The following is a 12,774-nucleotide window of genomic DNA, read 5'->3' on the forward strand; positions in this document are numbered from 1 at the left end:
TCATGACATTGCTTGATGTCACAGATCTGTCGATGCGTCCCGCCGCTGCCCCACGCGGAACAAAACGCGCCAACAAGGATGGATCGCCAAACGACTCCATTCGCAAGGTCGCAATAGCGGGGTGGCTGATCATCGCCGTCTTTTTCGGCGGGATCGGTACCTGGGCCGTGACTGCGCCGCTCAACGGTGCGGTAGTTGCCAACGCGGTCGTGAAGATCGACGGCAACCGCAAGAGCCTCCAGCACCTTGATGGCGGCATCGTCAAGGAATTGCATGTCAGGGAAGGCGACAGGGTCCTCGCAGGCGATCTGCTGATCGTTCTCGACGAGACCCAGGCTCGCGCGGAATTCGAGGTGCTGACGCAGCAATATGCTGTGCTGCGCGCAACGGAAGTCCGGCTTCTGACCGAGCTCGACCATGGATCCGCGCTGGTCATGCCGCCGGATCTGATGGCACGCTCTGACGATCCCTATTTCAAAAGCGTCTGGAACGGGCAGCTCAGTCAGTTTGACAGCCGCCGGGCGTCGCTCGAAGGACAAAGAAGCGTCGTCCGTGAAAAGATCAACCAGCTGGGGTCCCAGATCGTTGGCGGGGAAGCGCAGGTGAAATCGTTCACCAACCAGATCGACTCAGTACGCAAGGAAGCCAAAGACATCGCCCCGCTCGTCGAACGCGGGTTGATCGCCCGTCCCCGCATCCTGCAGCTGGAGCGGACGGCGTACGGTCTCGAAGGCCAGATCGCCGATGCAAACGCCAACATCGCCAAGGCCCGCCAGGCGATCGCCGAGCAGGAGCAGCAGATTGCCCAGTTCGACAACGATCGGATGACCGACGTCACGAAGGATTTGCGCGATACGCAAGCCAAGCTCCTGGAGGTCATCCCGAAGGCGACGAACGCCAAAGCCGTGCTCGGCCGGATGGAAATTCGTGCTCCCTATACCGGACGCGTGGTTGGGCTGAGCGTGTTTTCGGTAGGAGGCGTGATCCAACGCGGCGACAAGATCCTGGACATCGTGCCCGACGAGGATTCGCTCACAATCGAAGCGCAGGTGGCGGTCGAGGATATCAGCGACGTGCATCCAAACACGCGCGCGGAAGTTCACCTGACCGCTTACAAACAGCGGATCGTCCCGATCATTCATGGTGACGTCATTCAGGTCTCGGCGGACCGCTTGACGGATCCCAAGACCAACAATCCCTATTACACGGCCTTCGTTCGGATCGACCAGGGCGAGCTGGCGACCATGCCCAACGTTCGCCTTTACCCGGGTATGCCGGCAACGGTCATGATCCCGACGGTTCAGCGAACGGCGTTTGACTACATCGTGGGGCCGCTGGTGATGTCGTTCAATCACGCGTTCCGGCAGAAGTGAGCCTTGGACGCATCCCTCGAAGTTCTAGTTAACTGGCCCCGACACATTAGTTTTGAAATTGCTGTGGCACCCGTGCCACCAACGATGCCCTGCATAGGTTTATGTTGCTCCCCGCAACAGGGCGCTCTCATGTACGATGTATACTTGAGTGGGAAGAACGATCTGCTGGTTATCCGACGCGGACTTCCCATTCCTTCGAACTTGGGCGGAAATTGGCGCAAAAGGAAGCGCACCGTGCGATCGGTGAGCGAAGAAATCCGGGAGGACGTCGCAAAGCGTGGCTACCACTGGCGCAAGCTGGCCAGCCAGATCCGGTGAGACAGGTAAGTGAAGAGCAGGTTCTGCTTACGCCTCGGCCCAACCTTGGTTAAGGCTGCTCTACTTCGGAACGCGAACCATCGATTGCCATAGCAGCCTATGAGACCGAACGCAGCGGAGAGCGCTGGGTCCGTTTTCGCCACGCAACCAAAAAAGCGGGAGAGCAATGTCCGGCGAGCTCGCCCTTAGCTGGCATACAGGTCGTGCCCGTAGAGCTTTTTCCTGGAACTTAGACCGACTCCGCGCTCGCTTAAGGCTCTGGTTACCGTTTTCGGCCAGCATTCACTTATTGCAGGTAGGTCGCAAGCAGCGGCAGCAAAGTTTCAACACAACTGAAACTCTGGACAGCCAGGTTGGCGGTCTCTTTCGTAGGAGAGGCCCACTATGATCAAGGGCTTCGCGATAGCCGCACTCGTGGTGCTTGGAGCATCGCAAGTAGATCAGTATCTCACGTATGGTCGGTACACCGACGCGACGCTGGCCATGCTGAGGCAGATCAGGCACTCATTTCGTATTTGAAACGACGCTGTGTGAACACAGGCGCCACCTCTAGCCTGTCGTGCTATTGTATTGGGAGGATTCGGAGCGATCCAGATTAGGCCCGCGGAGGGAAGATCATCCGGCGCCGCTTAGGCGAGCAAGCCCGGCCTCGCACGGATGCAATGTGCCGACAAGCGGGAGCGTGCGTTTGTTAGACGCCAACCGGCGCCGTCGCGCAGACGCGGGGAAAGGCGTCAGGCGTGATCAAGGCGACCGAGCTCGTACGGCCGCTATTGCCGTTTCCAGAGCTGCTCGATCGGGAGAACGCCCTGCGCAAAGCGTTGGCAGAGCAGGTTCAAGCAAAGGCAATTTCCCTGCTCGAGCGGAACGTTCAGATCCAGAAGGTTCCTTCGCAGCTCCTAGACGAAGAGCGCGGCAGGCTACCGGCCCCGTCGGCGGACGCAGGCAAGCCGCCGCTGGCAGTTACGCAATGGCGACAATCCAACCCAGAGAGCTGCGGCCGGCTCGGAGGGGACTCCGGGACCTGTTACTGAGACGGGTGATCCTGCAAATGGCGATCGACGGGTACCTTGTGGAGCCGAATTATGACGCTGTCGCCCTCGACCTCGGTCTCGCGACAGCTTCGTCGGTGTCGCTTGGGCGCTATCACCGTATTCGCACGGAGCAGCCAAACTGAAATGTCGCGAAATGCAAAAACCCTATAATTTAAGGGGTTTTCGTGCGTTTCCTCGGAGCATCCAGCCTAAAGAGGGTGCCAGCCGCTACGCCGGTAGGGTTAATAAACGATTACCAATCGACAGCTTTCTCGCGACAGATTATAAGAAAAATTAGTTGGCACTGGATTTTGCCCGCCAACCTATTGCGTAAATTCATCGTAAAAGGGATATTTTCCTATGTTGAAGCTTTACATCCAGACCACCGAAGCCTTCAAGCGTCTCGCCTCGGACAAGGACGGCGTTGTGTCGTTCGAGTACGTGATCGTCGCCGCTTGCGTCGTCGCCGCCGTCGCTGCGGCATTCGGAACCGGTACCGGGTCCGGTATCGGCAAGGCGCTGAACTCCGCGATCACCACGATCACCACCTCCGTCACCAACGCGGTCTCGGCCTAATCCGAACGTTGACGGCGTTGGCAGAGTCTTTCTGCCAACAGTCTTCAACCGGATTGCGATGTCGGCAAGGTAGAGGAGGTTCTCTCCATGTTGCGTTGTTATATCAGGGCCAGTGAAGCGTTGCTGCGTCTGCGCGCGGACAAGGACGGCGTCGTGTCGTTCGAGTACGTGATCGTGGCCGCTTGCATCGTGGCTGCAGTCGCTGCCGCGTTCGGTACAAGCACTGCGAGTGGTATTGGTGCTGCGCTGACCAGTGCGATTACCACCATCACTACCTCAGTCACTAACGCGGTCTCTGCTTAATCGGCGAAGACCGCGCTACGGGAGGGGGGCACCATTTTATGCCCCCCACCATTCTCGAGGCTATATTTTATGAATTGGATTGCGACCACGACCTCGTGTCTGGCAATCGCATTGTTGTTGTACGTCGCAACGATCGATATCGCGACACGATTGATCCGAAACGAAATCTGTCTGGCGCTGGCGTTCCTTGGGATCGTTGGTCAACTGGCCGGCCCGATGCAGATTGGCCAGTCGTTGATCGTTGCTGCAATCCTGTTTCTGGTGCTGTTCGTGATCTACCAGCGCGGAATGATTGGCGGCGGCGACGTCAAATTGCTGGTTGCCCTGGCGCTCGGCCTCCCGCTGGCCGGCGTGATTGAATTGTTGACCGTAACTGCATTGGCCGGTGGCGCTCTGGCCGCAGTGCATTTGATGATGCGCCGCCTGCCATACCCGCGGCTGGCGCCCGCCGGATCGTCGCTTGCGCGAAGGGTCTATGCGGTCGAGCGCTGGCGTCATTTGAGGCATGCACCGCTACCCTACGGGGTCGCCATCGCATGCGGCGGTATCTGGGCTATTTTAAGCAAAGGATTTTGACATGTCGTCCGCTTTGCGCGTCTCGATCATCATGGTGCTGTTGCTTGCGGCTACGGCACTCGGGATCATTGCCTACAACGTCAACCAGCCGAAAGATCCGGTTGTCGCGGAGGTGGTCGCGGAAAAGCCGGCGGCCGCGCCTGCGACCGTCGGCTACTTCGTTGCGACGCGTCCGCTGTCGAAGGGGACGTTGGCGCGGGACGAAGATTTCGCCGTGCGCCAGGCGGCGCCGAACCGTGTCCCCGGAGGGGCGATCCTCGAAACGCCTGATTCTAAAGCCGGACTTCCCGGTTCTCTGGTTCGCAGGTTCGTCGACGCTGGCAGCGCCATTACTCTGGAGGACATCCTGCGTCCGAAGGATCGTGGCTTCCTCGCCAGCGTTCTGGCGCCTGACAGCCGCGCGATCAGCATCAAGGTCGACGAGGAGACTGGCGTCTCGGGTCTGATCAGGCCGGGCGACAATGTCGACGTAGTGTTGACCCAGGTGTTCGAGAAGGCGGATCCGGTGCGGCGAGCAGTCAGCGAAACCGTTCTGTCCAATGTGCGCGTCATCGCGATCGATCAGGAGATTGCACAAGGTGGGCGCCCCGTCAGCAATGCTGTCGTAGGCAAGACGGCGCAAACCGTTTCGTTGGAGCTCAAGCCGGAGCAGGTCAAGAAGGTTGCCGTTGCAAAGCAGCTTGGAACGCTCTCGCTCGTCGTCCGAGCTGCGGCCGAGCAGTGGGACAAGGCCGACACGGGTGCGACATCCAGCTGCGATGTGTCGCCCGAGCTGGCGCGCCAGAGCGCTGTCGCCGGCCAGAGCACGACAGTGGCGATCTATTCCGGTAGCGGGGTCAAGCAGTATTCGGTGAGGAAACAGGATGCAGATGATGACCGTGCTGGTTGCGATGGGCCATCCGACTTTGACCGCCAGACCACAGCGGCGGCAAGTGACGTTGGCAAGACGCCGGAGAAACGTTGATGAGTGTGAACATGGCAGTGGTGGACTCACCCGAAGAGACGACGTCCCTTGTTGCGCGCAACCGTATCGTCTGCTTCGTGAACGACGAGTTGAGCGCTGCGGCTCTTCGCAAGGGTCTCGACGGCAGCAATCTGGTGATCCGGCGTGGCACCATCCGCCATGCGACACGAATGCTCGAGACCGACACCGATCTGTACGCGCTGGTGACCGACATCAGCGGGATGGATGATCCCTTTACTGAACTGGAACGTCTGGCCAGTGTCTGTCCGCCCGATGTGAAGGTTGCCCTGATCGGCGACAACCGGGAGATCACCTTCTACCGCGAGCTGATGGAGATCGGCCTTACCGAATACCTTCCAACGCCGATCACCAGGGACATCGTGCTCGACCAGCTGCGTCCGAAGCTAGTCGGCGACGTCGCGCCCGCCCAGAACGATCGCGGCGGACACGTGGTCTCGATCTGTGGGGCGCAGGGCGGTGCTGGAGCCACGAGCGTCGCGATCAACCTCGCGCTGCAACTGGCCGAAACCACCAAGGCCAAGGTCGCACTGCTCGACCTGCACCTGCAGGGCGGCGAGACCGCGGTGATGCTGGGTGTTCGTCCTGGACCCGGCCTCCGCATCGCCCTTGAAAACCCGATGCGGGCCGACACGCTGTTTCTCGAGCGTGCGGCGATCGAGGTGAATGATCGAGTCTGCTTGATTTCCGGCGATGAGGAGCTCGATGCCAAGCTCGACATCACCGAAGCCGGCGTGCGGCACGTGCTGGGCCTGCTCCGTCAGCGGTTCAACTACGTCGTTGTCGATGTGCCGGTGCCGTTCCCGGCATCGATATATCCGGTCATTCAGATGTCCCGTCATGTGCTGGTGCTGTTGGAGGCCGAAGTAACCGGTCTGCGCAATGCCCACGCGCTTCGCAACGCCGTCACCAACATCGCGGGCAAGGATCGCGTGTTTACCCTGCTCAATCGCGCTGACCGCGCCGGCGGTCTGCCCAGGGCGACGATCGTCAAGGCGCTGGGCGCCGAGCCGGACATGATCATCCCCGATCTCGGCAAGGGAATGACCCAGGCGGTCAATCTCGGCGTTCCGGCGCTGAAACACGTATCCAGGCTGCGGCGTCACCTCGCCCCGATCGTACGAGAGATCACAGGCGTCGGCTCCATGAAAAGGTCTGGGTGGAAGAGGTGGCTCGGGCTATGAAAAAGTTCGGCAGGCGAGCAGACGAAATGCCGGTGCGGATGCCTGGAGCGGTGCTGGTCGCGCCGCCACCGGAGCCAAGTGTGCATCCGGTCCCGCCGCCCTTGCCGCCGGCGGAGCCGAGCGCGGCGTCACCGGCACCCAGCCTGTTTGCGCCGGCGCCGAAGCATGAAGAGCCTTCGCACCATCCGGTGATGCCGGCGTCGCTGCGCGAACGGGTGATCGAGCAGATCGAGCCCGCGATTGCCACGACCGTCTCCCGCGACGTCTTGCGGCGGCAGATCGAGGAAATCATCCACGGTATCGCCAACCAGGAGCGGTTGGAGCTGTCGGGCCGTGAGCAGCTGTTCCTCGCAGAGGAAATCGCGGACGACATGACCGGCTACGGACCGCTTCGTCCGCTTCTGCTCGACGAGACGATTAACGACATCATGATCAACGGACCGAGCAACGTCTACGTCGAGCGGGCCGGCAAGCTCGAGCGGGTCGCGGTTCGATTTCGCGACAATGACCACATCGCCGCAGTCGCGCAGAAAATCGCCTCGCAGGTCGGCCGCCGCGTCGACGAATCCAGCCCGATGGTAGACTGCCGTCTGCCTGATGGCAGCCGCGTCAACATCATCCTGCCGCCGCTGGCACTTCATAGCCCCTGCATCTCTATCCGAAAGTTCCCGAGCCGGCGTTACAACATCGCCGCGATGATCGAAAACGGAACGATGAACGCGGCGCTTGGGCAGTTGCTCGAGATCGCCTCCCGCTGCCGGCTTAACGTCCTGGTCTCCGGAGGCACCGGTTCCGGCAAGACGACGCTGCTGAACGCCTTGAGTCAGTTCATCGACCACAGCGAGCGCATCGTCACGATCGAGGACGCTGCGGAGCTCCAGCTTCAGCAGCCGCATGTGATTAGCCTGGAGACACGCCCGCCTAGCCTTGAAGGTACGGGGCAGGTGACACAGCGCGACCTTTTGTGGAACGCGCTGCGTATGCGGCCAGACCGCATCGTCGTGGGCGAAGTGCGCGGCGCCGAGGCATTCGACATGCTGCAGGCGATGAACACCGGCCATGATGGATCAATCTCCACCGTGCACGCGAACAGTGCGCGCGATGCTTTGACCCGCGTGGAAAACATGGTGCAGATGGGACAAGTCAATCTGCCGTCGCGTGCAATCCGCGCTCAGATCGTCGCCGCCCTGGACCTCATCGTGCAGGTCGAGCGCATGCGAGACGGGCAACGGCGCATCGTCCAGGTCAGCGAGGTGATCGGCCTGGAGGGCGAAGTGATCACCACCAATGACATTGCACTCTTCGAGTACAAGGACGAGGATGTTCACGGGCGGATATCGGGCACTTACAAGTCCACCAACGCGATCCCGAAATTCAAGAGCCGCCTTGTCTATTATGGGCTTGATCGAGCCTGGGCCGAGGCGATGAGGCAGATCTGATGTCGATACCCTTGGTCATCGTTCTTGTGCTTCTGCTGTGCGCCACGGCAAATACGCTGTGGCTCGATTCGCGAGAGCGGCGTATGGACCGCCAGCTCGAGATTGCTCTGCCGAGAGCTGAAGCGGCAACCTTGGTGTCTATCCGTCGCGCGGCCAAGGCTTCACGTTGGAATATGCTGGATCGCCTTGCCAATTACCGCGCTGAGATGGTGTACACTGTGCGCCCGGTCTATGTGCTGCTTGCGGCCGCATTCGCAGCGATGGGAGTCCTCTATCTCAACGAGCTGCTCAAGTTCTCTGGCCTGAAGGCGGGTATTGCGGCTGGGGTCGTCGCCATCCTGGTCGTGCGTGGTCTGTTTGGTTGGCAACAACGGCGCCTTGCAAATCAACTCTTCCAGCAACTTCCCGACGCGATCCAGTTGGTGACGAGTACCGTCCGATCGGGGCTGCCCGTCAACGAAGCGTTCCGCACCATCGCCCGCGAAATGCCGCAACCGACATCCGGGCAGTTTGCCATCGTCTGTAGCGAATTGAATCTGGGCAGGTCGCCCGAGGAAGCCGTGGAAGACGTCTATCGGCGGACGCAAGTACCGGAATACGCGATGTTTGCTGTCACGCTAGCAGTGCAATTGAAGACCGGAGGCAGTCTGGCGGAAACGCTGCAGACACTGGGTGAGACGGTGAGTCAGCGGGTTGCTCTGGCGGCCCGTGCGAAAGCGCTGGCGGGAGAGGTCATTTTTTCCTCGCGTGCGCTGACGTTCGCCCCGGTGATTGTCGGCGGGCTGCTCTACTGGATCAATCCGCAGTCGATCGATTTGCTGTTGTTCGATCCGGAAGGAAACGTGCTGCTCGCATACGCGGCGTGTTCGGTCCTGATGGGGCATTTCGTGATCCGCTGGATGGTCAGAAGGGAAACCTCGCTATGACGGCCGGTGTCGCTTTGGCGGTTCTCGCCGTCGCAGTCGCGGCTGCGACCTTCCTGTTGATCATCCGTGAGGTCCATCTCCGCGCCTTGGACACGCGGGTGTCGAATGCGGTGCTGGGCATCCCCGATCGATCGGCCTCGCCGAAGGACCTGATCAGCTGGCTTTCATCGGTCGGCATGCGCTACAGGCGCTTTTACGGTCAGGAAAATCTGGGCCAGTTGCGGATGGTCCTGCAATCGGCAGGATTCAATCATTATCGGACGCTGCCGATCTGGATCGGCTTCAAGACGGTCAGCAGTTTTGCGCTTCCGATCGCAGGGTTCTGTGTCGCGCAAATTCTGGGAAGGCCGTTCAGCGACGTGATGATCTTCACGTTCCTCGGCCTGGCGTTCGGAATCGTGGGCCCACGCGTGATTCTAATGATCCTGAAGCGGCGCTTCGATTCGGCGATTCGAATGGGCACGCCCGATATGATCGACCTGCTTGTCGTCTGCAGCGAAGCGGGCATGGGTCTGGAAAGCGCGCTGGAACGCGTGGCGGACGAGATGCGGGAGACCAATCCATCGATCGCTCATGTGTTGCACGGTCTGCTTGATGATCTCCGGGTCTTGCCGAGCCGCGCTGACGCGTTCGAGAAGCTTGCTGCGACCTCGGAGGGTCTGCGTCGCTTCGGCACCATGGTCAGCCAAAGCCTGCAATACGGCACGCCGCTGAGCCAGGCCCTGCGCAGCATCGCGACCGACTTGCGCCGGGAGCGCATCACAAAGCTCGAAGAGCGAGCGCACAAATTGGGCGCCAAGCTCACTGTTCCGATGGTGCTGTTCCTGCTCCCCGCGATGTTCGTCATCTTGGGCGGAAGCCCGTTCCTCCACCTCACACGTACGTTCTCCAACCTCGGTCACTAAGCCATGAGTGCAAGTACAATGACATTGCCGGCAAGCCTGGCTTACGATCGGGTAACCCGGTTGCTGGGCAGCGCGTGGTTTCTCCTTCTGGGACTCGTCGTCACGCTCAAGCTCGGAACGATGACCGGCGAGCCCTGGACGTCGCTGGTGTCGAGCCTCTGCGTGGCGGTGTTCTATCTGATGCTGGCGCTGCTGATCCTCACCCGGGGACCCGCCAAGGCGCAGGCGGAAGGCCTGCTGCCACGGATCGCGGCATTCGCCGGCACCTATTGGCCATGGACCATCACGTTCTTCGACAGGACCGATGGGGCATTGCTGAACCTGGCGTCCACGGTTTGCGTGCTGATCGGCATGATCATGATCCTCGCCACCGTCCGGCATCTGGGGCGTTCGTTCAGTCTGGTGCCGCAGGCACGCTCGGTGGTGCAGTCCGGTCCTTACCGGTGGATCAAGCACCCTCTCTACCTATCGGAAGAGATCGTGTTCCTTGGAGTCGTGCTGCAGCACCTGAGCTGGATGACCGTGGCCTGGCTGTTCCTGCACATCGGCATCCAGGTTAGCCGGATCCTCTACGAGGAGGACGTGCTTCGGCGCACTCTTCCTGAATATTCCAGCTACGAAGCATCGCGCTGGAGATTGATTCCCTACGTTTGGTGAGTGACCATGCCTTGCAGGGAAAAACGTATGAGCCTCAAGCGCTCGCTGATCGCGGATCAGCGCGGCGCCGTCGCGTTCGAGATGCCGAGCGTCTACCTTTTCCTGATTCTGGTTGTTCTTGTGCCGCTCGCTGATCTCGGGATCGCATATTACCAGTATTCATCCGCCTGGGAGGCGCTGCGCGCGTTCGGGCAGTCGATCCAGTATTCGCCGCCGACAGATGTGACGAGCACTTCGACATGGTCGACGACCGCACGCAACAAGGCCGATTCCCGTTACCCCATTTCAGTCGTCCAGGTGATGTGTGGCGACAGCGTGACGCTGTGCGCCACCGGTAACACCGGGTCGCCAAAATACTATTCCTACAGCACGACCGTCACGCTGGCGCCGATCGTGCTGAGGTCGGTGTTGTGCACCAGTGGCAATACCAATTCCTGTACATTCACGTTGCCTTATACCGAACGGTTTCAATAGGAGTGTCCCATGCGTAACGTGCTCCATTGCCGCCGAGGATCGGCTGCATTCGCAACCGTGATCGCGATGATTCCGCTGATCGGCGCGCTCGCGCTTGGGGGTGAGGCGGGGTCCTGGTACGTCACCCAGCAGCGCGCGCAGAATGCGGCCGATGCGGCCGCCTATTCCGGCGGCCTGCAAGCCGCCTGCCTGGCTTCCGGATCCACCTGCACCGCGACGGGTACGGTCGACTCTCGTGGCAAGCAGTCTGCTGCGCAGAATACGTTCTGCAATTCGGGCGATACCTCCTATGTTGGCTCCAAATGCTCGACGAGCCTTCCGAGCGGTGTCTCGCAGAACGTCCAGATCGCTTCGCTGGCGACGTGGGGCGGCACCGCCGGCACCTACGTCAAGGCCACTGTCAGCCAGACACAGCCAGCGTATCTTGCGAAATTCCTTGGGCTCAACAACGTAACCATCGGCGCGATAGCCGTTGCCAAGATCAATCTGGTGGCGCCAAATCCACCATGCGTCCTGGCCTTGTCGGGCTCTCTGAGCTTCCAGGGGAGCCCCAACATCAATGCGCAGAATTGCGGCATGTTTTCGGACAGCGTGGCCAACAACGCATTGGACTTCACTGGCGGCGGCATGACCCTCACCGGCCCATTGTCTGCTGCGGGCGGTTGCACGGGGAGCACAACGTTCTGCAATAAGGCTTTCCTTTATCAGCAGCCGGTTCAAAACCCCTACACCGCCCTTGATACCGCCCTCACCACGTTGTGTGGAGCGAATCCGACCCTCCCCGCAACATGCGGTCTTCAAACAAATGGGGTTTGCAACGCAAGCATGCTCGTCGCTTACACGGCCGCCGCCCCATGCACGAACAATAATCTCCACATCACAGGCAACACGGCCGAGAATCTGTCCCCCGGCGGGAACACGGGCTGCCCGGCGTCCGCATCCGTCTGCGTTTACTTCATCTCGGGTACTCTGAAAATCACAGGTACTCCCACGATCTCGGGTACGGCTATCTTCATTCTCCTGCCAGGGGCGACAATCAACAACCAGGGGAATGCGGTGATTACCATTGCAGGGCCGTCGGCTGCGCCGAGTGCTTCGTCGCTTCCTGCGGCCCTTCAGTCTTCTGCCAGCCTATTCCAGTACATGTCCATGTACGACGCTTCGGCGGCGGCCGTGCAATTTGGCGGAAATAGCAACATCAACCTGACAGGAACCATTTACGCACCAAACGCGGCCGTGACATTTCAGGGTAATCCGACGATCAGCATGGGCAATGGAACAAGCTGCGGCCAGTTGATCGCCGCGTCGGTCGCGTTCAACGGCAATGCTACTCTCGACAGCTCTGGTTGCCCGACCCAAGTGCAGGTGAAGAGTCCGCCGCAATACGTGCAGTTGGTGCAGTGATGAGGCGGCTCGATCAGCGCGGTGTGGCAGCGTTGGAGTTTTGTCTCGTCTTCGTCCCGCTGTGTCTCGCGATCTTCGCAATCTTCGATCTGGCGCGCTATGCGATCACCCTGCAATCGTTGCGTTCGCTCGCGAATGCGGGCGCCCGGACGATCATGATTGGTTGTTATAGCACCGCCGTTATCAGCAAAAATACTCCATCCAGTTGCGGTGGTGATCCGCTGCCGACGGATGCGGCGAAACAGGCCGTGGCCCCGTTCCTGTATGCTAATGGTTACACACCGACACTGAACGCCCCGGCGACGGCAACCAGTCCGATTGTCGTGACGGCATCTTCACCCAGCTTCAAGATGCTGATGCCGATCTGGGGCACCACGCTCAACGCGCCCAGCGTGACCACCAAAATTCCGTTCTGAAAAGTCCGATTCGCTGGGCTGATTCGAGCTGGTTTGTCCGGGGCGGGCAGCTGCCCGGACAGCCTCGCCGTCGGGCGGGCAAGGAATAGCCTAGGCGGGCTACGGAAGTGGTGCGCGCTGGCAACATCCGGGAGTTTTCTCAGGGGGCGGCACGGCCCGGCAGGGCTCTTTCCTTGCAATCAGGGCGCGCGGCGGGGGATTATCTGG

At 60.5% G+C, this 12,774-nt stretch carries 14 protein-coding genes; all 14 read left to right on the forward strand.

The window, feature by feature from the left end; all coding sequences use genetic code 11:
* The first annotated feature begins 2 nt into the window (after positions 1-2).
* On the forward strand, positions 3-1,373 hold the full coding sequence (locus ACVI1L_RS29315) for an HlyD family type I secretion periplasmic adaptor subunit (protein WP_456784477.1): 1,371 nt from the start codon (positions 3-5) through the stop codon (positions 1,371-1,373).
* 1,058 nt (positions 1,374-2,431) lie between these two features.
* Positions 2,432-2,725, forward strand: coding sequence for a hypothetical protein (locus ACVI1L_RS29320; protein ID WP_456784478.1), 294 nt, complete (start codon positions 2,432-2,434; stop codon positions 2,723-2,725).
* A 360-nt stretch (positions 2,726-3,085) separates the two neighbouring features.
* Positions 3,086-3,301 (forward strand): hypothetical protein, encoded by a 216-nt coding sequence (locus ACVI1L_RS29325; RefSeq protein ID WP_438079759.1) that lies wholly within the window; start codon positions 3,086-3,088, stop codon positions 3,299-3,301.
* Positions 3,302-3,388: 87 nt separating this feature from the next.
* Positions 3,389-3,604, forward strand: coding sequence for a hypothetical protein (locus tag ACVI1L_RS29330; RefSeq protein ID WP_456784479.1), 216 nt, complete (start codon positions 3,389-3,391; stop codon positions 3,602-3,604).
* A gap of 69 nt (positions 3,605-3,673) precedes the next feature.
* Positions 3,674-4,180, forward strand: a complete 507-nt coding sequence (locus ACVI1L_RS29335; RefSeq protein WP_456784480.1) for an A24 family peptidase — start codon at positions 3,674-3,676, stop codon at positions 4,178-4,180.
* 13 nt (positions 4,181-4,193) lie between these two features.
* Positions 4,194-5,144 carry a Flp pilus assembly protein CpaB gene (cpaB, locus tag ACVI1L_RS29340; RefSeq protein ID WP_456784481.1) on the forward strand — a complete coding sequence of 317 codons (951 nt, stop codon included), beginning with the start codon at positions 4,194-4,196 and terminating at the stop codon, positions 5,142-5,144.
* On the forward strand, positions 5,144-6,346 hold the full coding sequence (locus tag ACVI1L_RS29345) for an AAA family ATPase (protein WP_456784482.1): 1,203 nt from the start codon (positions 5,144-5,146) through the stop codon (positions 6,344-6,346). Before cpaB ends, ACVI1L_RS29345 begins: the two co-directional genes overlap by 1 nt.
* Positions 6,343-7,785: a CpaF family protein gene (locus tag ACVI1L_RS29350; protein ID WP_456784483.1), complete on the forward strand. Its 1,443-nt coding sequence runs from the start codon at positions 6,343-6,345 to the stop codon at positions 7,783-7,785. The genes ACVI1L_RS29345 and ACVI1L_RS29350 overlap by 4 nt, the downstream gene beginning before the upstream one ends.
* Positions 7,785-8,711, forward strand: coding sequence for a type II secretion system F family protein (locus tag ACVI1L_RS29355; protein ID WP_456784484.1), 927 nt, complete (start codon positions 7,785-7,787; stop codon positions 8,709-8,711). Before ACVI1L_RS29350 ends, ACVI1L_RS29355 begins: the two co-directional genes overlap by 1 nt.
* A complete protein-coding gene (locus tag ACVI1L_RS29360; RefSeq protein WP_456784485.1) occupies positions 8,708-9,616 on the forward strand; it encodes a type II secretion system F family protein in 909 nt (302 codons plus the stop codon). Before ACVI1L_RS29355 ends, ACVI1L_RS29360 begins: the two co-directional genes overlap by 4 nt.
* 18 nt (positions 9,617-9,634) lie before the next feature.
* Positions 9,635-10,273, forward strand: coding sequence for a methyltransferase family protein (locus ACVI1L_RS29365; RefSeq protein ID WP_456784486.1), 639 nt, complete (start codon positions 9,635-9,637; stop codon positions 10,271-10,273).
* A gap of 27 nt (positions 10,274-10,300) precedes the next feature.
* Positions 10,301-10,747 carry a hypothetical protein gene (locus tag ACVI1L_RS29370; RefSeq protein ID WP_456784487.1) on the forward strand — a complete coding sequence of 149 codons (447 nt, stop codon included), beginning with the start codon at positions 10,301-10,303 and terminating at the stop codon, positions 10,745-10,747.
* Between the two features lie 9 nt (positions 10,748-10,756).
* A complete protein-coding gene (locus ACVI1L_RS29375) occupies positions 10,757-12,151 on the forward strand; it encodes a pilus assembly protein TadG-related protein (RefSeq protein ID WP_456784488.1) in 1,395 nt (464 codons plus the stop codon).
* Positions 12,151-12,567, forward strand: coding sequence for a TadE/TadG family type IV pilus assembly protein (locus ACVI1L_RS29380; protein WP_438079771.1), 417 nt, complete (start codon positions 12,151-12,153; stop codon positions 12,565-12,567). Before ACVI1L_RS29375 ends, ACVI1L_RS29380 begins: the two co-directional genes overlap by 1 nt.
* Positions 12,568-12,774 lie beyond the last annotated feature (207 nt).

Source organism: Bradyrhizobium sp. USDA 4516 (genome assembly GCF_054055915.1).